This is a genomic window from Marinobacter persicus (genome assembly GCF_002934325.1).
Classification (GTDB): domain Bacteria; phylum Pseudomonadota; class Gammaproteobacteria; order Pseudomonadales; family Oleiphilaceae; genus Marinobacter; species Marinobacter persicus_A.
The window spans coordinates 1-21,020 of record NZ_PTIV01000014.1 but is presented as its reverse complement, the minus strand read 5'-3'; the positions used below and the strand labels follow the sequence as shown (position 1 = coordinate 21,020).

The following is a 21,020-nucleotide window of genomic DNA, read 5'->3' as shown; positions in this document are numbered from 1 at the left end:
CTTGTGGGCCGTTTCATTCAATGGGCTCAGGCGCGAGCCTGGGCCAGCGTCTCGTGGACAAACTTCTTGCACAGGCGCTCGCCCGCTTCGAAGTGCTCGGACGGGTCCGCACTCAGGGCACTGCGCAGCCAGAAACCGTCAATCAGTGCGGCGGTCTGTCGGGCCGCCTCGGTGGCGCTGTCCGCCGGCAGTACCTGGGCAAAGGAATACCGCAGGTTGCTGTACAGCCGGGCGTTGTTGATCTGCTGCAACCGGTGCAGCCCCGGCTCGTGCATGGCCCGCGACCAGAAACTCAGCCAGGTCTTGGCTGCCAGCGCCGAGCGCTGGAATTCCGAGAAGTTGGATTCAATGATGCAATCCAGCCGCTGCTTGGGAGAGCCGTCGGTTTTTGCCATGCGCTCCAGCAGCTCCCCACCAAGCTGATCCAGCAGGTGGCGCAGGGCTGCTTCAATCAGCCCCTGCTTGCCGCCGAAGTAGTGGCTGATGATTCCCGATGACATCCCCGCCCGCTTGCTGATGCTGACAATGGTGGTGTTCTGCATGCCCAGCTCGGCAATCGACTCCATGGTGGCGTCGATCAGTTGCTGGCGACGGGTGTCTTTCATTCCGACTTTTGGCATGGCAACTCTCTGAAAAATCCGTTATTTCCCGACCCTTCAGTAAGCTATAGGCCGAGCCATCTTTTATTAATTGAACGTTCAATTAATAAAAAGGTTACAGAAAAGAATGATTGGTTTCAAACCAACTAAAATGAAAAAGGGTGAAGAAAGCGATCGGCAGCGACCTCATAATCTGTCACGAACTGGCCTTCATGCGAGTTATCGGTGACGATTCCATCAAGTAGCGCACCCTTACATTATGATCTAAAGTTATTCATACATGTCATAACAAAAATAGGAGCGACTGATGGCCACTATCGTGATTGTGGGTGCTGGCCTGGGCGGCATGCCCATGGCGTTCGAGATGCGCGAACTGGCCCGAAAAACCGATCGCATCGTGATGATCTCCGACAAGGACTACTTCCACTTTGTGCCCTCCAACCCCTGGGTGGCGGTGGACTGGCGCCAGCCTGAAGACATCAAGATTCCCCTGGCCGGCGTGCTCGCCAAACGCAACGTGGAGCTGATCGTCGACACAGTCACACGGGTGGACCCAGACGGCCACAAGGTGATTCTGGCGGACGACTCCAGCGTCGAATACGACCACCTGATCCTCGCCACCGGGCCACGGCTGGCGTTCGATGAAGTGGAGGGCCTCGGGCCGGACGGGGGATTTACCCAGTCCATCTGCCACGTAGACCACGCCGACAAGGCCCGCAATCGCTGGCAGTCATTTGTTGAGAATCCCGGCCCGGTGGTGGTTGGCGCGGTGCAGGGGGCGTCCTGTTTTGGGCCGGCCTATGAGTATGCCTTCGTGATGGACCGGGACCTCCGCCAGCGCAAAGTTCGCGACAAAGTCCCGATGACGTTTGTAACACCGGAGCCTTACATCGGCCACCTTGGCCTGGGCGGTGTGGGCGACAGCAAGAGCATGCTCGAATCGGAACTGCGCCAGCACCACATCAACTGGATCTGCAATGCCCGTGTCGAGAAGATCGAGGACGGTCTGATGCATGTGGTGGAAGTGGATGACGAAGGCAACGAGAAAAAGAGACACGAACTGCCCTTTGACTATTCCATGATGCTGCCGGCCTTTACCGGCATTGAAGCCGTCCGGGGCATCGAGGGCCTGGTGAATCCGCGTGGATTCATCATCATCGACGAGCATCAGCGCAATCCCACCTACCCTGACATCTGGGGCATCGGCGTGGCGGTGGCCATCGCCCCTCCCGGCAAGACACCATTGGCCGTGGGCGTACCCAAGACAGGCTTCATGATCGAAAGTATGGTGACGGCAACGGCGCATAACATCCGGGCAGTACTGGATGATAAGGAACCGGAAAGCGAAGCCACCTGGAACGCGGTCTGCCTCGCCGACATGGGCGATACCGGCATTGCCTTCGTGGCCATTCCCCAGATTCCGCCACGCAACGTGAACTGGATGAAAAAGGGAAAGTGGGTGCACTACGGCAAAATCGCCTTCGAGAAATATTTCATGCACAAGGTGCGTGCCGGCAGCAGCGACCCGATCTATGAACGGTATGTGATGAAGACCCTGGGCATCGACAAACTCAAGCATCACTGAGCCATGCGGTGCGTAAAGCCGTAAACGGTTTTGCCAGGCCCGAAGAATTTTCAGGTCCCTGGGGCCTTGCGGTTCGCAGCAATGGGCTATTATGGGAAGTGGATGGCCTGACCTTTGTTTTCGAAACCGAGGCCTCCCGGAGGGCTGAACCGTGACAGCACAACAGGACGTCATCGTTTTCTACGATGAACGCATGCTGGCTCATTTCCCGGACACCAATGCGGAGTTCCTGCCGGGCCGGCTGGACAAGCGCGTACGCTCAATCCTGTCAGGACTCTACATTCCCTGGAAATACCCGGAACACCCCGGCCGGATTACCGCCATCATGGAGCTGCTGGCCCGGGAGCCCATACCAGGCGTGAGCATTGAGCCCGGTATGGCCGCAACGCTTGATCAACTATCCCGGGTCCACACCCGATCCTTCCTTGACGACATTTTCTCATTGCGCAACCAAAGCGCCTGGCTGGATGTAGACACCACCGCCGTCTCTCCCGGTAGTGTCCAGGCGGCCGAAGTGGCAGCCGGCACGGCAATCGCCGCCGTGGAAGCGGTGGTGTCAGGGCGGGCCAAAAGCACGTTCGCAGTGATCCGCCCACCGGGCCACCATGCGGAGCCGGTGCGCGCCCGAGGTTTCTGCCTGTTCAATAACGTGGCGGTAGCGGCGGCCCATGCTCAGGATGCATTAGGCTGCAAAAGGGTTCTGATCGTCGACTGGGATGCCCACCACGGCAATGGTACCCAGGATATCTTCTGGGCCGACCCCAGTGTGCTGTTCTTCGACCTTCACCGGGCAGCGCCCTTTTACCCCGGCACCGGTGCGCTAGCCGACGTTGGCGCCGGGCGCGGCGAAGGTACTACCGTGAATGTGCCCATGCCTGGCGGTGCCGGCGATACCGCTTACCTGAAGGCTCTCCGGGAAATTCTGGTGCCCGCGGCCGATTACTTTGAACCGGACCTGGTGCTGGTATCAGCCGGTTTTGACGCACACTGGTTCGACCTGGCCCTGAACGTTTCTTACGACGGGTTCGCCAGCATGACTGGCATCATCCAGGACATTGCCGACAAGCACTGCGATGGCCGACTGGCCATGATTCTGGAAGGGGGCTACAACACGGAATCCCTGTCCCGGGGCGTGCATTCGGTATTAAAAGTCCTCGCCGGCGAAACGCCCGGCGAGCCAAAGGCCTGCGGTGTTGAAGAAGTGGATGCCGCCATCGCCTTTCACCAAGGCGCGTTTGACGCCGGGCCATAGAATCACTCGTTGCAGGGTTTCAGGAACACACATCAGCCACAAAGTGGTAATGACTGCGACCCGTCTCCTTCACGGTATACATGGCCTGGTCAGCAAGTTTGATCAGTTGCTCCGGATCTTCACTGTCGAACGGATAGAGCGCAATGCCAATGCTTGCACCCACGTAAAGTTGCTCCTGCTCCACCTTAAAGGGCTGCTCCAATGCCGCCAGCAACTTACTGGCCATGGCCTCCGCGCCGACGCGGGCGGTAGACATGGACAGATAGCCGGTAATCACAAACACGAATTCATCGCCGCCAAAGCGGGCAAAGGTGTCCGAGTCACGAACAATACTCTCCAAGCGCTCAGCCACCTGTTGCAGTACAGCATCACCCGTATCGTGACCGTACTGGTCATTGATCGGTTTGAAACCATTCAAATCAAGAAACAGCACCGCGCCGCCACTACGTTCACGGCGGGCACGGGACAGAGCTCGCTCCAGCCGGTCGTCCACCAGTAGACGGTTAGGCAGTCCGGTGAGGGCATCGTGGGTGGCCAGGTGGGCCATTTTGGCGTCGTGCTGACGCAGTCGGGACATCTCGCTGGCCATGCGCAGATTAATTGCCCGGCGCAACCGGCTGGCGCCGGCGCGATGGTGACGCTCCCACGGCAAGCTCTGGCCACGGATCTTTTGGGTCCAGGCCTGGAACGATTGCCTGGGGGAAATCCGGGCTTCGCCGACCTGTCCGGTTTGCATTATCGTCTTGTCGGGTTCACCAGCCCAACTGATTTCCCTGGGCCGCTCGCTGCGCAGGAATATCAGGTACTCGTCACTCGCATGGGACAAGGGAACAAACAGGTAACCACACACCCACTCCATACTGTGGCGTAGCGCATCCGGGACGCATTCGGAACTGGCCATTCCGGAACGGCCCTTTTTGCGAATAGCCTCACGCAGAGCCAGAAGCCGGTCCAAATCCAGATCACGACCAAAGTGATAGCACAGGCCGTCCAGTCGCAGAAAGACGGCGTCACTCTCAAAAGCTGGCAGTAACTCCTGCAAGCCCGCCAGCCCCGTCTCCAGATCCAGTGTCGCCTGAAACGGTGCGTTGAACCGGTCGATCGCCCGCCCGAGCCGTGACATCCGGTGATCAAATTCTCGGTTCAGTGCCAACTGCAGGTTTTCACTGACCACCTGGGACACCATCTTGCAAAACGTGCGTATTGGCTGACTCAGGTAGTTTGGCTTGTCGCCATGGCAGACAATCATGCCCCACAGGCGCCCCTCCGGCATCAATGACATGGTCAGTGACGATACCGTGCCCATGTTGCGCATGTATTCCCGGTGAATAGGGGAAACACTGCGTAACTGGGTGTAGGTCATATCCAGCTCGCCGGTCCGGGGATTCTCAACGGGCAGCAGTGGAACCGGCGTGTAATGCACATTGCTGATTCGGCGAATGCGGTTGATCTGATACAGCCGCCGCGCTTGCGCGGGAATGTCACTGGCCGGGAAGTGCTGCCCCAGAAACCGCTGTTCACCGTCGGCCCTGTCTTCGATGATGATCTGGCCGTTCCACTCGGCATCAAACCGATACACCATGACACTCTCGTGCCCAGTTACCTCACGAACCTGTCGAGCAGTCAGTTCCAGCAGCCGGTCTGGATCGCCGACCCGCTCCAGATCGTGGAAAAAGTTGCTCAGTTGGCTGAACAGTCGGTAGGTTAGAAGTTGATCATCGTGGGGAAGCGGCTCCATTTCCACCAGAATACCGCTTTCGTTATGGTGCCCGCGCATGACAAACGCCTTGTCACGATACCGGACAGGCTGCAATGTTGGATAATCATTGAATGGGTTGGTCAATATCTTCAACAGGAAAACCAGAACCCCTTCTCCCAGCAGCTCGGGCAATGCCATGCCCAGCAACGACTCCGGCGCCAATCCCAGCCAGACATCGGTGTTTCGGCTCAGCTGGATGATCGTAAACTCGTCGGGGTCCAACACCAGCAACAAACCATCGGGTTGGATGGCACCGGGCACATGAATCGGCTCCTTGTCACAGTTATTAAGGCCATAAGTGGCGGAGGAGGAGCTCACTGGGGTAAAACCTCTCGGTGCTCAGAGTGAGACAAGCCCTGGAACGCCCGGAAAAACAGGGCAAACGTGTCACGGGCAGCGTTTATGGATTCTTGAATTGCCCCATCTTCAGAAGCAGCATCCAGCAGATTTTCCAACTGACGCCAGAGAGGCTTCAGGTGCGGCTGGCCATCCTGGTAAAAACTCATAGGGGTATCCGGGCCCAGACTCTGCGCCAGCTTCGGGGCGATCATGCGGGCGCCGAAGCCGGCGCCAAGCAGCACATAACAGCAGCCGAGCGCCTGTGACCGAGCACTCATCTGAAAAGGAAATGACAAAGATGCCGGCACAACAGGCTGATCACCCATCGCCCGTAAGTCACTGGCGAGCCGGGACGAGGCGGTAAACCAATGCCAATGAAATGTTTCCCGGGGAAGGGTGCCGAGGAATGGGGCCATCATGCCCTCAAGGTGTGCATAAAGGCCGTACTGGCATTGCAGGAGTGAGCGGTATTCATCAATCGAAAAGTCCGGCGCCAATAACTGGCGCATGACGGGCAAGGCCTCCAGCTGCCGATGCTGGCGCTGGGTTGCCTCCTTGAGGAGGGGCAGGTACTTCACAGCCCGGGAGCTCCTTGAACAATAAATTCTGTTAACGGCATGTCTACCGACGCCGGTAATGCGGGTCTGTCCAGCACGCGGGAAGCGGCTCGCCTGATGGAAAAGCCAGATCGCTCTTGGCGTAGAATTCCGCATCCTGGGTCTCTTCGCCGTAATGCAGGCGGCCTTCAATCCGGTCCACGTGGGGGTCAAAGAGAGACGCGGTATCCAGCACCTCAATTAGGTGTCCGTTGCTCTTGTCAGCGACAAACATAATCACGCTCCTTTTCCGGATTCGTTACTTCAAACGTAACAGAGAACCGGGCAAAGCGCATAACGGGAGGGAAAAGAGTACTTCGAGGAGGAAGAAGACAGCCCCAGGGCAGGCCAAAGCCCACCCCGAAGCCGCTTAACCGCTTACTTCATTTCGGAAACGATCTTGAAGGTATCGTTTGCGATCACGAATTCTTCGTTGGTCGGGATAACGAAGATGCGTGAAGAAGAGCCGTTGGTGGCAATGTCACGAGCTTCCTTGGAACGCTTGTTGTTCTTGACCGGGTCGATCACCAGGCCCATGGCGTCCAAACCGGCACAGACTTTTTCACGGATCAATGCGGCGTTCTCACCGATACCGCCGGTGAAGCACAGTGCGTCGATGCCATCCAGTGCCGCTACGTAGGAGCCCACGTATTTCTTGATGTTGTAAGCCACCATGTCCACCGCCAGGCGGCAGCGGTCGTCACCGTTCTGCATGCCATCCAGCACTTCACGCAAGTCCGAAGGTTTGCCGGAAATACCCTGGATACCGGATTTCTTGTTCAGAATGTTCAGCGCTTCGTCGATGGTCAGGTTTTCCTGGCGCATCATGTACTGCAGTGCGCCGGCACCGATATCGCCTGCACGAGTACCCATCATCAGACCCTGAACCGGAGTCAGACCCATGGAGGTGTCGATACACTCACCATTCTGAACGGCGGACACCGAGGAACCGTTGCCCAGGTGACAAACCACGATCCGGGTATTGTGCTTCTTGTCCAGCATCTTCCGAGCTTCGTTGGACACGAAGAAGTGCGAGGTGCCGTGGAAGCCATACTTACGGATCTTGTGCTTGGAGTACTGGTCATACGGCAGCGCGTACATGTACGCGTAATCCGGCATGGTCTGGTGGAACGCGGTGTCGAACACAGCCACGTTCGGCTTGCCCGGCATCAGCTCACGGCAGATTTCCATACCCATGATGTTGGCCGGGTTGTGCAGCGGGGCCAGCGGGATCAGGTCTTTCATTTCATTGATAACTTCATCAGTTACCAAGACCGAAGCGGAGAACTTCTCCCCACCATGAACCGCGCGATGGCCAATAGCATCGATTTCATCTGTGGAGTTGATGACCTTGCCTTCGCCGCTGGTCAGCGTTCTGAGTACAGATTCGATCGCCTCTTTGTGAGTCGGCATATCGACGTCCATCTTCAATTCACGGTCGTCGCCAAACTCATGCTTCAGAACACCGTCAATACCGATCCGCTCACAGATACCGGCGGCCAGGGTTTCCGCGGTCACCGGGTTCATCAGCTGATACTTCAGCGAGGAACTGCCCGCATTCAGGATAAAGACCAACATATTCTGCTTCCTCTGAATTTTTATAGTATGTCGTTAACGTAATTACTTGACCTGGGTTGCAGTGATGGCAACCAGGTTGGCGATGTCATCAACCGAGCAGCCCCGGGACAGATCGTTCACCGGCTTGGCCAGACCCTGGATGATCGGGCCATGGGCAGCGGCGCCAGAGAAGCGCTGAACCAGCTTGTAACCAATGTTGCCGGCTTGCAGATCCGGGAAAACGAGTACGTTGGCGTGACCAGCCACGTCAGAACCCGGCGCTTTCTTGGCACCGATGGCTTCCACAATCGCGGCATCTGCCTGCATCTCGCCATCAAACGGGAAATCGACGTTACGCTGTTCCAGCAGGCTAACGGCCTCCTGAACCTTGTCGACCAGCGGATGCTTGGCGCTGCCCTTGGTGGAGAAAGAGAGCATGGCCACTTTCGGATCGATACCCACCACGTTCTTGGCGGTGGCGGCGGTGGCACAGGCGATATCCGCCAGCTGTTCGGAGTTGGGATCCGGCAGAACCGCGCAGTCGGCAAACAGGATCAGGCCGTTATCACCGAACTTGCCGTCCACGGTTTCCATCACGAAGCTGGAGGAAACGGTGTTGATGCCCGGCGCGGTTTTCACCACCTGGATCGCGGCTTTCAGCACGTCGGCAGTCGGAGCGCTGGAACCGGCCACCAGGCCATCGGCATCGCCCAGACGAACCATCATGCAGCCGAAGAAACGCGGCTCGGTGGTCATGATTTCCCGGGCCTCTTCGACAGTCATGCCCTTTTTCTTGCGCAGCTCAACCAGCTCTTCAACGTAGCGGTCCAGGTGCTCAAAGTTGTTGGGGTCGACAATGGTTGCACCGTCAATGTTGGCGTTGCAGGAAGAGGCGTCGGCCTTGATGGTGTCTGCGCTACCAATCAGGACCACATTGGCGGTCTTTTCTGCCAGCACCTTCTCGGCCGCCTTCAGCACCCGCTCGTCATCAGTTTCCGGCAGAACAATGGTCCGCAACTGCGACTTCGCTTTTTCTTTGATGCTTTTAATCAAACCCATGTCATTCACCCTTTTCAACTTTGTATTTGTGAACTTTTAAATTTTGACCAAGGCATAGGGAGACTTGTGAGCACCCGGGCCGAAGAGCCAGGACTGACGACCAATGACCCGCCTAAGCAAACAAACCCGAAAAGGCCGTTACCCGGGCTAGTGATCGTGCCAAAGTGGTGCATCCCTTATGGTAGATCTAACAGGTATAAGTACTAGAAGCATAAACGTCCCTTTCTGGAGCGGTCAACAGGCGATAGGTAGTACATTTGGCCAATCGTCAATCGGGGTTTTCCGCATACAAAGGTGATGGCAGACTTCCAGAATTGTGATAGTGTACTAGTACATGAATACACAATACCTGAACGAATTGCTCGAGCACCTGGAAGAAATGCAGGCCGAAGGCGCCCTGGAAACGGCCCTGCGCGACCTGCTGACCACCTCAGAGCTGACCGAAATCTGCAATCGCCTCCAGATCCTGCGAAGGCTGGAGGCTGGCGTGCCCCAACGGGAAATCGCCCGGGAACTGGGCGTGGGTATCGCCACCGTCACCCGGGGCGCCCGCGCCCTGCGAAACAAACAACAGAAGCAGAGCCCGCAATGAGTGAAAAACCGGCCCGCATCACCCTGCCGCGCAAGCCACATTACGTGACCCTGGCGGCCGACATCGATTTCTTCGGCCTGTTCAAGAAAATCGAGAAACGCTTCGACAACTGCTTCATGCTGGAGTCCCTGGGCGAAGAAAGCCACATGGCCCGCCACTCCATCATCGGCTTCGACCCAGAGCAGATCCTCTGGGCCACCGAGGGCGAGCTGCACATTCAGGAACGCAGCGGCGAGGTGAACAGCTACGCCAGCAACAACCCCTACTACCTGCTCCGCGAAATCGTGCCCCAGGACATCATCTCCCGGAAGTACGCCGGCGGGCTGACCGGTTACATCGGCTATGACTGCATGAACTACTTCGAGCCGAGCCTGAAACTCCAGCACAGCGAGATGTTCGACGTGTTCCGGTTCGGGGTGTTCAAGGATGGCCTGATTCTCGACAAGATGACCGGTGAAGTCATCTATTTCCACTACGATCACAGCCGTATGCAGCTGATCGAGGATATTCTTGCCGAACCAGCCAGCGAAAACGGCCCGCTGAAGGTGACCGCCGATGGCGAGACCATGAGCAAGGCGGAGCACGCCGACGCGGTGATGAAAGTAAAGCAGGACATCATCGACGGCAAGGTGTTCCAGTGCGAGGTGGGCTTCAAGAAGCGCTTCCGCCTCGAAGGCGACAGCATCAACCTTTACGAGCAGCTGCGCGAGGTGAACCCCTCCCCGCAGATGTACTACGTGAAGTTCGGCGACCAGAAACTGATCGGCGCCAGCCCGGAGCTGCTGTTCCGTCTGCGCCAGGGTGAAATGGAAACCTTCCCACTGGCCGGCACCACCAAGCGGGGTGCCAACGACGTGGAAGACACCCAGTACGCCCGCACCCTGCTGAACGACCCGAAAGAGATCGCCGAGCACAACATGATTGTCGATCTGCACCGCAACGACATCGGCCGGGTGGCGCGCTTCGGCACCGTAAAAGTGCGCAGCCTGATGGATATCAAGCGGTTCAGCCACGTTCAGCACATTTCCAGTGAAATCGTCGGCATTATTTCCGAAGATCACGACATGTTCTCGGCCCTGGCCAGCAACTTCCCGGCGGGCACCCTGACCGGTGCGCCCAAGATCGAGGCCATGAAAATCATCGACGACCTCGAGTGCGACGGCCGCGGCCCCTACGGCGGCGCGGTCGGCCACTTCTCGTTCAACGGTGACTGCACCTTCGCCATTCCCATCCGTACGGTATTCGCCAAAGGCGAGGATGCCTACGTGCAAACCTGCGGCGGCAACGTTTACGACTCCAACCCGGAAGACGAATACGAGGAAATCCGGCGCAAGTTCGCCGGCACCAAGAAGGTCCTGGACAAGTTCAGTGCGGAGGGCGAGGCATGAAGGTTTACATCATCGACAACTACGACTCCTTCACCTACAACCTCTACCAGTACATCGGTGAAATCCTCAGCACCGAGCGCCACCGGGGCCGGCTGGAGCAGTTCGAAATCGTGGTTAAGCGCAACGACGAAGTAACCCTATCGGATATCCGTGCCGCCGCGCCGGACCGCATCATCATTTCCCCGGGCCCGGGTTCGCCCGAAGATCCGGCCTATTTTGGCGTGTGCGCCGAGGTCATCCGGGAGCTGGGCCCGATCACTCCCCTACTGGGCGTGTGCCTGGGCATGCAGGGCATTGTGCATGTGTTCGGCGGCAAGGTGGTGAAGGCTACCCTGCCCATGCACGGCAAGATCAGTCCCATCAGCCACACCGGCGAAGGCGTGTTTGCCAACACCCCGGACCAGCTGGAAATCATGCGCTACCACTCCCTGATGGCGGAGGCCGAGAGCCTGCCGGAATGCCTGAAAGTGACTGCCGTGGTGGGCGACCCGCCGGTGGACAGCTTCGACGACCACACGCGCATCCACCAGGGCGGCGATTTCGAAATCATGGGCGTGAAGCACAAGGACCACCCGATTCACGGCATCCAGTTCCATCCGGAATCGTTTGCAACGGAAGGTGGCAAAGAGTTGATTGCGAACTTTCTGTTTCAGTGAGGGCGCAGAAAAAGGGGGGAGAATGGATGCCCTCAGAAGCGGGCATCCATTGATGACAGCTCTTACGCGTCGTCGGACATCTGCGTCATGTCCATCACATAACGGTGGGCAATGTCGCCCTTGCTCATCACGTCATAGGCGCTGTTGATCTCATCCGGGCGGATGATTTCGCAGATCGGATGGATATCGTGCTCGGCACAAAAATCCAGCACCTCCTGGGTCTGCTTGATGCCACCGATCAGGGAACCGGCAATACGGCGGCGACCCATGATCATCGGCACAGTCATGAACTCCTTCATCGGACCCACCTGACCCACAATCACCAGGGTACCGTTGATGTCCAGCAGCGAGGTATAGGGCGTCACATCGTGCTCAACCGGCACGGTATCGATGATCAGGTCCATGGAAGAGGCCGCGTTTGTCATCGCCTCTTCATCGGTTGAGGCCAGAACGCCGGTAGCTCCGATAGAGCGGGCTTCTTCCTCTTTTTTCTTGGAACGGCTCAGTACGGTCACTTCCGCACCCATGGCCACCGCCAGTTTGACCGCCATATGGCCCAGGCCGCCCAGGCCAATCACGCCCACCCGGCTGCCTTTGCCGATGTCCCAGGTACGCAGCGGTGAGAAGGTGGTGATACCGGCACACAGGATGGGCGCGGCACGGGACATATCCAGACCTTCGGGAATGCGCAGGACAAATTCTTCGCGCACCACAATGTGCTTGGAATAACCACCCTGGGTAATTTCACCGTCGATTCGGTCCGGCGCACCGTAGGTGGGGGTCATGCCGTGACGACAGTACTGTTCCTCGTGGTCGTGACACTGATCGCACTCCTGGCAGCTGTCCACCATGCAGCCAACACCAACCTTGTCGCCCACTTGGTAATGGGTCACTTCCGGGCCCACATCGGTCACACGGCCCACAATTTCGTGACCGGGAACCAATGGATAGGGCTGTGGCCCCCAATCACCGTTGACCGTGTGCAGATCGGAGTGGCAAACGCCGCTGTACAGAATTTCGATAGCCACGTCGTTCGCGCGCAGGGCACGACGCTCGAAGTGGAAAGGCTTCATGTGCGCATCGGACGAATACGCCGCATAACCAACCGTTTTCATGAATACTCCTTGCACAATGGCTGAGATAAGTGAACAGAAGGCGCAATCACCTTTGCGCCAACAGTGGCACTCATTCTACGCAAGGCAAGGGCCTGTGGGTCTGTCGGATTTTGTCTATTGCTTGCCCGATTCTCCAACATCCCAGCCATCTTCCTCATACGACCACTCTTCGGATGACTCGGTAATGGGTTCACCTTCCTCATCCTGGAGCTGGTAATCGTAGGCTGCCTGGAGGCCGGTATCCTCTTCGGCTTCCTCATCAGGCTCCCACTCCAGATAGCGCGGATACAGGGGCGATAGCATGGCCACCACGATGCCCAGCACGGCAAAAATGGAGAAACCATTGGCATAGCCAAGCTCATCCACCAGCAAACCGACAACCGGGGACCCAGCTGCCTGGCCGAGAGACACCGCCACGAAGGGCAGCACCGGCCCCATGGACAGCCGGCCAGGGAGCAGGCGAATGCCCGTCATCAGGTACAGACCGGTCAGACTCATGTACGCCAGGCCAAATACCAGCGCAGAAAACACGGCTATCACAATCTGCCCGGGGCTTGCCGCCAGCAACGCCAGGCTGGAAGCCAGCATCATCAGCATCAGTGCCTGGGTGATGGGCGGGTTGTTTCGATCTGCCAGGTCCGCCACTACGGCGCCACCCAAACCGGCAATGCCCACCCCCAGCCATAACCAGGCGGTGGATCCTGCTGGCAAGGCACCCAGAGTGGAAGCAAGATCCGGCGCAAAGATCCAGTAGGCCGCTGAGACAAAACCCATGGCGAAGGCAAACAGCGACAACCGGAAAAGCCGCCACCACTGCAGGGCACTGATCGGCGGTTGCGCCGCGTTCGCTGGCCGCACCCGGGATACCGAAGGAATGAAATACCAGGTGGCCACCAGCCCGATTACCGCCAGCACCGCGAAGGCCATATAAGCCCACCGCCATTGCCCGGCCATAAACAGGACTGCCGGCACGGCAACCGCCACGCCAACACTGGTGCCCGCGTTCATTACCGAGCTGACGCGGCCGTGCACAGAACGATCCACCAATGCCTGCATAGCCGCCGTCAACGCAGGCATCATCAGCCCGGTACAGATACCGCAGGCAATAACCCCAACACTCAGGGAAACCACGCCGGACGCCTGGCTGATCAACCCCAGGCCCACGGCACCGAATACACCGGAGGCCATAGCAGTATTACGCGCACCCAGGCGAATCGCGGAAAGCGGCGCCACCAACGTGGCAAAGACAAAACTGATCAATGGTAGCGCGCCAATGACACCCACCATGTACGGGGTCAATTGGAGGTCATCACGGATGGGAGGAACAAACAGACCGAAGGCAAAACGGGCCAGGCCGTAGCTGATGGCAATCAGCAAGGCACCCAGAAGCGCAAATGTAGTGCTGGATGGAGCCTTCATGCCACCTCCGCCAAGTTGGCCTTAAAAATTGGAGCCGGTAAAAATACTGACTCTGGCATGATGGAGTGTGGCAGCTACCTCTGTGGTTTCAAGGTGGACAGTCTCATCATGGCCCCAGCCAATGGCAACAAGCTGCTTTTCTGGCCGAGTCATCCTGAAAGGTCGTTAAGCACCGCCTTCACAAATGGCGCCTTGCGCTTCACATACGCCTCCTGGTCGGTCACACCTTCAGACAGAATGGCTTTCTTCTGGCGCTCGTAGTCCATCCGCACCTGCGGATTGGCCAGCAGGTAATCCCGGTAGGCGCGCTGGCGTTGGTGTTCCTCGGAGTGTTTTTGAATCACATGGGCGTGAATGAGGTACTTCCGGCCTTCGAACAGTACCGCGCCGTCCTTGCGGGGGCGTTCCGGCGGGAAGGGTTTGGCGGATGCCTGCTCCTGGAAACCCAGCGTTTTCAGGTGCTTGACCGCCGCCTGCAACTGGCTTTCAGGGTAGAGTACCGACAGATCAATGATGCCCTTGCCACCGACCTTCGCCGAGGTGGAACCAAAGTGCATCACCTCGATCTCGTCCGTTTCAATAAACCGGATCAGCGCCTGGGCGACGGCCAGGTAGGTTTCTGTCCAGGGTTTGAACTCGGCTTTTATGATTTCATACGGCAGGATTTCCATGAATCGCTCGCTCCTTCTTTACAGCCAGCCTCGCAATTTGGCGGCAAGGTAAGGCGCCAACGCCGTAACCGCAAGCACCACGGGCCAGAGGTTACCGCCCTTGAAGGAATAGGCTTCCAGCATCACCGACCAGGACTTGCCCTGCCCCAGCCCGAAGGAGAACTCGAACACCAGGGTCAGCGCCAGCCAGCCAAAGCCCACCAGCCAGTATTGAATGGGTGCCTCCGGTTTCACCCAGGGAAGGGACAGGTAGGCCACCCCCAGAATCAGCGCCGACAAGAGCAAACCGCTCAATACCAATGCGGCGGGGGTACCAAACCTGGGCATGAGGACAAACTCACGCAGAAAGCCGTTGGCCATGGCCAGCATCAGGATCGCGATCCAGATAGCGATTGCTTTGAGGGCAAGTGAGATGGCCATGGTTGTCTCAGCCCTGATGACGCTCTCGCAGCAGCGAGTAGACCTCGTACACCGCCGCCATTTTCTGTTCATCAGCAGACAAGTCTTCCGCCAGACCCTGCTCCAGGCGCTCCATCAGCTCCGGTGGCACATTACGCTGCAGCCAGCCCTCAACCACACGTAACAACGCACGTTCATCCGGCCCGCCAATATTCAGCCAGTACATGTAGGGCACCAGCTCAGGATTGCGCATGTAGAACGCCGGATACACCTCCGGTTCAAAGTCATCACTGGCGCGGAAGCCAAACGTGAACGGATCGCCCGCGTTATCCACAAACGTGACCGACACCGAGCCTGCCTCGGTGGTGATGTTAGCCTCGCGGAGGGTAATAGGCTGTTCAAGATCCGGAAGAGCGGTGATGTAGTACTGGAACACGATGCCGGTGAACAGCAGAAGAATCAGTGTGGCCAGGGCGATGGATTTTTTCATACAGATCCTATGGTTGATCAGTGTCAGGCGCGTGCCGACAGTTTAAAGCCATCGCGGCATCCGGGCGATCACCATTTCCACTCTTTTGGGCAAGGGCTTGTCGCGCCGGGTGCATAGGTACAGGGTTTCACTCACCGGATGGTCAAGCGGATACGCGCAAATGGCTTCTGGCTTTGGGAAAGCTTCCACGGCATGGGCGGGCAACACGGTAAACCCCAGCCCTAGGCTGACCGGCTCCAGAATCAACCCGATCTGGTTTGAAAACCCCTTTTTCGGAAACAGCTGGCTGTGCTGAAACTCCGGGTAATTGGCGCCCAGCAGCAGATCAGCGTGATGACTGCCGTCCGGGTGATCAATAAAGCCCAAAGCCATGAGTGCTTCCCAGTTGGGATCGGTGACAGACGCAGGCGTTACCAGCAACAGCGATTCCCACGCAATGGGCTGGCTGACAACCTCGGCGCTGACCGGCTTCGACGTCATCAACCCAATGTCCGCCGCCTGCCTGGCAACAGCCGCCTCCACATCCGCATTGGGCGCAAAGCGATAATCCATCACCAGCCCGGGATGCTCGCTCTGCAACGCCAGCAACTGTGGATACAGTTTCAGCCCGACACTGCCCGGCGACATGACCCGCACAGTGCCGGTGTACGGCGGGTCATCGCTCACCACCTGTTCCAGGTTCGACAACGAGCCCAGAATCGCCTGCCCATGGTCGTACAGGCGCTCGCCCGCCTCCGACAGTGAAAACCGCTTGCCCTCACGAACCAGCAAATCCACACCCAGCTGCGCCTCCAGCTTGTGCACATGCTGGCTCACGCCCGGCTGGGTCATATGCAAACGCTCCGCCGTGTGCGTGAAATGGCCCACCTCCACCAGCGTGCAAAACGTGCGTAACCAGACAACGTTAATCATCACGCCCCGCAATCATTTGAATGACAAAAGATAATTTCACGTAATTATAGCGGCTTTGTACGCTGTTTCTGTCTTTAACGAGGAGAACAGCAATGAGTAACGTCTACCCGAGAAACTTTTCACACATTGGCATTTCCGTGCCCGATCTCGAAAAAGCCGTTCAGTTTTACACCGATGTGCTGGGCTGGTACCTGATCATGACGCCCACCGAGATCAGAGAAGACGACAGCGCCATCGGCGAGATGTGCACCGACGTCTTTGGCGCAGGCTGGGGCAGCTTCCGCATTGCCCACTTGTCCACCGGCGACCGGATTGGCGTGGAACTGTTCCAGTTCAAGAACCAGACCAATCCGGAAGACAACTTCGAGTACTGGAAAACCGGCGTGTTCCACTTCTGCGTGCAGGACCCGAATGTGGAAGCACTGGCGGAACGGATTGAAGCCGCCGGAGGTAAACGACGCATGGCCAAACCGCGCTATTACTACCCGGGCGAAAAGCCGTACCGGATGATCTACATGGAAGACCCGTTCGGTAACATTCTGGAAATCTACAGCCACAGCTACGAGCTGATTTACAGCGAGGGCGCCTACTGAACATCTTAGGGCCCCACCCGGGGCCGGGAATTACTCGGCCTCGGCAGTTTCGTTCAGCAGTTCCGGCTTTTTCAGTGCCTTTGTGAACAACTCTTTTTCTTCCGCAATGGCTAGTGCGCATTGCTCTGCCAACTCTTCAGACAGCCCCCCGACCTTGCGCTGCAGGAAGGTGGTAATCTCTTCGGAAAGTTCCAGAACCTTGTCCCGGGCATCGGCTTCTGCTTTGGACGCAAACAACATTTTGTCCGGGTTTTTCAGTGCCATGTCCAGTCCGTCCCTCTCGGAATAGTAGAGTGCTTTTACGCCCATGATATGCCATCGCCTCCGGGGTCATGATGGTTGGTAACACCGTTAATGAAAGCGCAGCCTATCACAAATACTGAATATTTATACAGTGCTCTGCTTCGTTATTCTGTCCTCTCAGGCATTGGACTTTTTCACAATGTACACGTCACTCAGTGGCCGACGGGGCGCGGCGTGACTGTCATCTTCCGGAAACCCAAGTCGGAGCAGAATCTGGGGAAACGTCTCCTGATCCAGCAGTTTCTGGAGTTTTGGGCGCAACGATGCCACCTGGATGGGTTGGTTCAGGTAAGACGCTTGCAAACCGTGGGTATGCGCCACCAGCAATACCTTCTGCAACGCCTGCCCCGCCGCCAACCAGTCTGACCTGCTATCACCCTCCGTACCCACAACCGCCAGCACCGGTGATTCATCCGCCAGTTGATGATCCTTGGCTCCCACACTTTTGCCCATATTAAACATGCGGACAACGGCCCGGACCACGGGTGCCAACAGCCCGGGCACCGTGAGCCCGTCGCCCTGACTGCGGGAATGCATCCAGTTAGCCAGCTCCCGGCGCCAGTTGGGGTCGGCCCACTGAATGGCATCGCCCTCGGCAACCAGTTCCGCCACCTGGTGACGCTGCGTTTCGGACTCCAGCAGTTTCAACTCACACCCGCTCTCGGAAGCCGCCGCCAATAGAGCATCGAGGGTGACTGTCGGCACTTCCCGGGGCTCGAAACGCTTCCGGTACGTCCGGCGGGTTTCCATCGACAGAAACAGCCCTGTTTTGGACAGCCATTCCTCTCCACCCGGCACAGACGTCTCACCCGGCCGAAAAGAGACCACCGCCAGCCGGTCGCCATCATCCTGGGCCGGGCTCAGATCCACGGAAACATCAAAGCCTTCACGCGCCGCCGCCACACGCAAATTCATCAGCGCACAGCCACAACTGATGGTCAGCTCCCGGTCATTGGGATCGTTGGCGGGCAAGGCCCGGGTTCGGTCGGCAAACAGGGAGACGGCGCCCTCGGTGATTTCAAACCGCCAGGGCTGGGTGTTGTGGCTTGAGGGCGCAAGGATGGCGTAGCGCAACAGGGAGCGGATCTGGTCTTTGGTAGGGGGCGTTTTATCGAGACCCATAGTGATTGCTCCTTTTACGCACAACGGCTTACACCATCAATCCAGTTTACAGCTTAGCTCAGTTGCTGCGATTCCGATCATGGCGTAAATCGATAACGAGGCGCGGGGGGTTACTCAGTTCGCGAACCTGATAGCGATTCGGCGACTCAACGCCCATGACCCATGTCACCACCGCCTCAAAGTCACACGTCAGCTCCAGCTCGGAGAGCACCGGCAACCCTGGCATCCACTCCCGATTGGCGACCGTGAGCTTCCCCTCCTCGGTGTGCGCGTTTGCCGGGTACATCCGAACCTCCAGCCAGCCATCCCCGGCCAAGGGGGTTACCTTCCCGGAACCGCACTTTCGGACGGGTTGGTCGATGTACTCCACGTGATAGCCCGGCACCCTCTCATCAAACTCAAAAACCACCCGGTCGAAGCCTTCGTGCAGACCGGTACGGACATCAACGAGCCTCGCAACGGGCTGATCTGTGCGCGGCCGGTCGATAATGCCGGCTGTCCATTCCGATAGATAAACGGCGCTTGGCTCGTCATCGCCCGGCGGCGACTCGTTTCTCCCGTTCGCCGCATCGTTTTGCGTGGCTGGGGAGTCTGTTTTGCCTTTCTCGGCCGTGGGACTGTCCGACAAAGAATCGTTCTGGGTGCAGGCGGCAAGGAACAGCATGGAAGCGAAAACAAGCGCGATTCGGAGCGATGAAAAGGCGCAAAGACGACAGCTCGACAGCTGATTGTCAATTCTTTGTTTGTACGGTATTCTGACCATGAACAACATCCTGTACAGGTCCAAAATCATGGATGCCATTAGTTATACAGCCGCCAGAACCAACCTGGCAAAAACCATGGAGCAGGTCTGTGAAGACCATTCTCCCGTGATCATCACCCGAAGCAAGTCCCAGTCCGTGGTCATGATCTCGCTTGAGGACTACGAGGCGTTGCAAGAAACCGCCTACCTCCTCCGCGCCCCCAAGAATGCCCGCCGTTTAATGGAATCCGTGGCGGAGCTCGAGCAAGGCCATGGTCAAGAAAAGGAACTTCTTGAATGAAACTGATCTTCTCCGAGAACGCCTGGGAAGACTATCTGTACTGGCAGAAAACCGACAAAAAGACCCTTAGCCGGTTAAACAAACTGATTAAGGAAACGACGCGAGAGCCGTTTGAAGGTGTCGGAAAACCAGAGCCCCTCAAACACAGCCTGGCCGGTTATTGGTCTCGGCGAATCAACGAAGAACACCGAATGGTTTACAAGGTCACGGACGACGCCTTGCTTATCGCCCAGCTTCGGTATCACTACTGATTGAGCGCTCAGGTAGTAAGAAACAGCATGGAAGCTTAGCTACACAGCCTCCAGCACACAGTCCACCTCTGTCTCAACCAGCCATTCCGGATCAATAAAGCGGCTGACTTCAACAAACGTGCAGGCCGGCCTTATCTCGGAAAACAGCTCCCCATGGGCTCTGGCCGCCTCCTCCCAGCAGGAAATATCCGTGAGCATGATGCGAGTACGGATGATATCCGCCGGGCTGCCGCCCGCTTCACGAATGGCCTGGAGCGACAGCTCCAGGCAATAGCGGGTTTGACCGTACACGTCTCCCACGCAGGTGGTTTTACCGTCTTTGATGGGGGCGGTACCGGAGACGGAGATCATGTTTCCGACTCGGCATGCGCGGGAGAAGCCGATGGGGGCTTCGAGGGGGGAACCTGAGGTTATTAGTTTTCTCATTGCTTGTTCCTCTAGGCTTAACGATTACAGAGTTGACGTAGCCCTATGAGATAGATTTCCAGGTTCCGACGTCGCATTGTTGTGCCTTTCAAATACGTTCGGGGGATGCACTCTGCATCCTAACTTTTGAAGACGGACCTTCTCTTCTTCAAGCTCTCTAAGTAATTTTATGAGAACGTCCGCTGGAATCCTGTGTTTCCTGAAAACACCATCGACTACAAATAATGATGATATCCGATGTGTTAGCAGGTGACCATTGGTAATATAGCCAACTACTGACGAATTTGGTTCAATTCTTGATCCAACGGATATACTGCATGATGGATAAAAGACGTCTCCTTTATCATCGACACCTTCAAGACCATTATAAACTGCAGCCTCACCTCCAATATTAGATACGAATAATCGTGCACAAAGAAAGGTACCGACACCATCATCGTTAGGCTCAAGTCCATAGGCCATTCGGAACTTAAATTTTGGCCTCTTTAATAGAAACTGGTAGATATTGAATAAAATACTGAAGAGCGCAACTAGTGTCATTAAAAATTTATACGCATCCACAACGCTCTCCTCTTAGGGTGCTACGGTTATCACCCAAATTCACGGTCAAAATTTGTGACGTGACTAAAATTATTGATGAGCTCTTTTTTCGGCTATTTTCAACACTTCAACATCTTCCTTATACCAATCTCTAACCATTCCCTCAACGACCCTCTTTATTTCATCAAGTGTCTTGGCGTCTGGGGATCTTTTTTGAGCAGTATAGAAGGACACTACCAAATTATCAGTAGTGCATACTGGGCGGTCTCCAACTCCAAGTGCAACAGCCGGGTTAATGAACACCTGGCGGTGCATCCTGTGTTCGCTTGATGAGATCCATAAAGACCTCCAGCG

26 protein-coding genes are annotated in these 21,020 nt (G+C 57.1%); 8 read left to right on the top strand and 18 right to left on the bottom strand.

Annotated elements, in window-relative coordinates; genetic code table 11:
- Nucleotides 1-26 precede the first annotated feature (26 nt).
- Nucleotides 27-620, bottom strand: a complete 594-nt coding sequence (betI, locus tag BY454_RS09050) for a transcriptional regulator BetI (RefSeq protein WP_104415394.1) — start codon at nucleotides 618-620, stop codon at nucleotides 27-29.
- Between the two features lie 286 nt (nucleotides 621-906).
- Here betI and BY454_RS09045 point away from each other — a divergent pair, with 286 nt between their 5' ends.
- The gene (locus tag BY454_RS09045) at nucleotides 907-2,184 is read left to right on the top strand and encodes an NAD(P)/FAD-dependent oxidoreductase (protein WP_104415393.1); all 1,278 of its coding nucleotides are present in this window, start codon (nucleotides 907-909) and stop codon (nucleotides 2,182-2,184) included.
- Between the two features lie 151 nt (nucleotides 2,185-2,335).
- Nucleotides 2,336-3,436 (top strand): histone deacetylase family protein, encoded by a 1,101-nt coding sequence (locus BY454_RS09040; RefSeq protein WP_219820600.1) that lies wholly within the window; start codon nucleotides 2,336-2,338, stop codon nucleotides 3,434-3,436.
- A gap of 19 nt (nucleotides 3,437-3,455) precedes the next feature.
- Here the strand turns inward: BY454_RS09040 and BY454_RS09035 are convergent, their stop codons facing one another.
- From BY454_RS09035 to pta, 5 genes are all read right to left on the bottom strand, one after another.
- On the bottom strand, nucleotides 3,456-5,513 hold the full coding sequence (locus tag BY454_RS09035; protein ID WP_104415392.1) for a bifunctional diguanylate cyclase/phosphodiesterase: 2,058 nt from the start codon (nucleotides 5,511-5,513) through the stop codon (nucleotides 3,456-3,458).
- The gene (locus BY454_RS09030; RefSeq protein ID WP_181049640.1) at nucleotides 5,510-6,112 is read right to left on the bottom strand and encodes a biliverdin-producing heme oxygenase; all 603 of its coding nucleotides are present in this window, start codon (nucleotides 6,110-6,112) and stop codon (nucleotides 5,510-5,512) included. The genes BY454_RS09035 and BY454_RS09030 overlap by 4 nt, the downstream gene beginning before the upstream one ends.
- A 43-nt stretch (nucleotides 6,113-6,155) precedes the next feature.
- Entirely contained in the window at nucleotides 6,156-6,365 is a 210-nt protein-coding gene (locus tag BY454_RS09025) for an acetyltransferase (protein ID WP_104415390.1), read from the bottom strand.
- A 143-nt stretch (nucleotides 6,366-6,508) separates the two neighbouring features.
- Complete coding sequence (locus BY454_RS09020; RefSeq protein ID WP_104425554.1) at nucleotides 6,509-7,708, bottom strand: acetate/propionate family kinase; 1,200 nt, start codon at nucleotides 7,706-7,708, stop codon at nucleotides 6,509-6,511.
- 42 nt (nucleotides 7,709-7,750) lie between these two features.
- A complete protein-coding gene (pta, locus tag BY454_RS09015) occupies nucleotides 7,751-8,746 on the bottom strand; it encodes a phosphate acetyltransferase (protein ID WP_104415388.1) in 996 nt (331 codons plus the stop codon).
- A gap of 334 nt (nucleotides 8,747-9,080) precedes the next feature.
- On the opposite strand from pta, the gene BY454_RS09010 reads away from it, so the two are divergent.
- From BY454_RS09010 to BY454_RS09000, 3 genes are read left to right on the top strand one after another with little or no spacing between them, the layout of a single operon-like run.
- Nucleotides 9,081-9,338: a Trp family transcriptional regulator gene (locus tag BY454_RS09010; RefSeq protein ID WP_104415387.1), complete on the top strand. Its 258-nt coding sequence runs from the start codon at nucleotides 9,081-9,083 to the stop codon at nucleotides 9,336-9,338.
- A complete protein-coding gene (locus BY454_RS09005) occupies nucleotides 9,335-10,726 on the top strand; it encodes an anthranilate synthase component I family protein (protein ID WP_104415386.1) in 1,392 nt (463 codons plus the stop codon). Before BY454_RS09010 ends, BY454_RS09005 begins: the two co-directional genes overlap by 4 nt.
- Complete coding sequence (locus tag BY454_RS09000; protein ID WP_104415385.1) at nucleotides 10,723-11,382, top strand: anthranilate synthase component II; 660 nt, start codon at nucleotides 10,723-10,725, stop codon at nucleotides 11,380-11,382. The genes BY454_RS09005 and BY454_RS09000 overlap by 4 nt, the downstream gene beginning before the upstream one ends.
- Nucleotides 11,383-11,444: 62 nt before the next feature.
- On the opposite strand, the gene BY454_RS08995 is transcribed toward BY454_RS09000, so the two are convergent.
- From BY454_RS08995 to BY454_RS08970, 6 genes are all read right to left on the bottom strand, one after another.
- Nucleotides 11,445-12,497 carry an NAD(P)-dependent alcohol dehydrogenase gene (locus tag BY454_RS08995; RefSeq protein ID WP_104425553.1) on the bottom strand — a complete coding sequence of 351 codons (1,053 nt, stop codon included), beginning with the start codon at nucleotides 12,495-12,497 and terminating at the stop codon, nucleotides 11,445-11,447.
- Nucleotides 12,498-12,611: 114 nt separating this feature from the next.
- On the bottom strand, nucleotides 12,612-13,916 hold the full coding sequence (locus BY454_RS08990; RefSeq protein ID WP_104415383.1) for an MFS transporter: 1,305 nt from the start codon (nucleotides 13,914-13,916) through the stop codon (nucleotides 12,612-12,614).
- A 149-nt stretch (nucleotides 13,917-14,065) separates the two neighbouring features.
- Nucleotides 14,066-14,587, bottom strand: a complete 522-nt coding sequence (locus tag BY454_RS08985; RefSeq protein WP_104415382.1) for a GrpB family protein — start codon at nucleotides 14,585-14,587, stop codon at nucleotides 14,066-14,068.
- An 18-nt stretch (nucleotides 14,588-14,605) separates the two neighbouring features.
- A complete protein-coding gene (locus BY454_RS08980) occupies nucleotides 14,606-15,007 on the bottom strand; it encodes a hypothetical protein (protein WP_104415381.1) in 402 nt (133 codons plus the stop codon).
- Between the two features lie 7 nt (nucleotides 15,008-15,014).
- A complete protein-coding gene (locus BY454_RS08975; RefSeq protein WP_104415380.1) occupies nucleotides 15,015-15,476 on the bottom strand; it encodes a hypothetical protein in 462 nt (153 codons plus the stop codon).
- Between the two features lie 42 nt (nucleotides 15,477-15,518).
- A complete protein-coding gene (locus tag BY454_RS08970) occupies nucleotides 15,519-16,388 on the bottom strand; it encodes a LysR family transcriptional regulator (protein WP_104415379.1) in 870 nt (289 codons plus the stop codon).
- A 92-nt stretch (nucleotides 16,389-16,480) separates the two neighbouring features.
- Here BY454_RS08970 and BY454_RS08965 point away from each other — a divergent pair, with 92 nt between their 5' ends.
- Nucleotides 16,481-16,981: a lactoylglutathione lyase family protein gene (locus BY454_RS08965; protein WP_104415378.1), complete on the top strand. Its 501-nt coding sequence runs from the start codon at nucleotides 16,481-16,483 to the stop codon at nucleotides 16,979-16,981.
- 30 nt (nucleotides 16,982-17,011) lie between these two features.
- Here BY454_RS08965 and BY454_RS08960 read toward each other — a convergent pair whose 3' ends face one another.
- The 3 genes from BY454_RS08960 to BY454_RS08950 all read right to left on the bottom strand — a co-directional run bounded on the left by BY454_RS08960 (nucleotide 17,012) and on the right by BY454_RS08950 (nucleotide 19,169).
- The gene (locus tag BY454_RS08960; protein ID WP_104415377.1) at nucleotides 17,012-17,290 is read right to left on the bottom strand and encodes a YebG family protein; all 279 of its coding nucleotides are present in this window, start codon (nucleotides 17,288-17,290) and stop codon (nucleotides 17,012-17,014) included.
- Between the two features lie 111 nt (nucleotides 17,291-17,401).
- Nucleotides 17,402-18,406: an Acg family FMN-binding oxidoreductase gene (locus BY454_RS08955; protein ID WP_104415376.1), complete on the bottom strand. Its 1,005-nt coding sequence runs from the start codon at nucleotides 18,404-18,406 to the stop codon at nucleotides 17,402-17,404.
- A gap of 58 nt (nucleotides 18,407-18,464) precedes the next feature.
- A complete protein-coding gene (locus BY454_RS08950) occupies nucleotides 18,465-19,169 on the bottom strand; it encodes an AMIN-like domain-containing (lipo)protein (RefSeq protein WP_104415375.1) in 705 nt (234 codons plus the stop codon).
- A gap of 28 nt (nucleotides 19,170-19,197) precedes the next feature.
- On the opposite strand from BY454_RS08950, the gene BY454_RS08945 reads away from it, so the two are divergent.
- Both BY454_RS08945 and BY454_RS08940 read left to right on the top strand, forming a co-directional pair.
- On the top strand, nucleotides 19,198-19,449 hold the full coding sequence (locus BY454_RS08945; RefSeq protein ID WP_104415520.1) for a type II toxin-antitoxin system Phd/YefM family antitoxin: 252 nt from the start codon (nucleotides 19,198-19,200) through the stop codon (nucleotides 19,447-19,449).
- Nucleotides 19,446-19,700 (top strand): Txe/YoeB family addiction module toxin, encoded by a 255-nt coding sequence (locus tag BY454_RS08940; protein ID WP_104415374.1) that lies wholly within the window; start codon nucleotides 19,446-19,448, stop codon nucleotides 19,698-19,700. The genes BY454_RS08945 and BY454_RS08940 overlap by 4 nt, the downstream gene beginning before the upstream one ends.
- 39 nt (nucleotides 19,701-19,739) lie before the next feature.
- Here the strand turns inward: BY454_RS08940 and BY454_RS08935 are convergent, their stop codons facing one another.
- From BY454_RS08935 to BY454_RS16765, 3 genes are all read right to left on the bottom strand, one after another.
- The gene (locus BY454_RS08935) at nucleotides 19,740-20,126 is read right to left on the bottom strand and encodes a RidA family protein (RefSeq protein WP_104415373.1); all 387 of its coding nucleotides are present in this window, start codon (nucleotides 20,124-20,126) and stop codon (nucleotides 19,740-19,742) included.
- Between the two features lie 24 nt (nucleotides 20,127-20,150).
- The gene (locus BY454_RS08930; protein WP_258075610.1) at nucleotides 20,151-20,687 is read right to left on the bottom strand and encodes a hypothetical protein; all 537 of its coding nucleotides are present in this window, start codon (nucleotides 20,685-20,687) and stop codon (nucleotides 20,151-20,153) included.
- 69 nt (nucleotides 20,688-20,756) lie between these two features.
- Nucleotides 20,757-21,020 (bottom strand): hypothetical protein (locus BY454_RS16765; protein WP_219820599.1); only part of this gene is annotated, 264 nt, incomplete at its 5' end.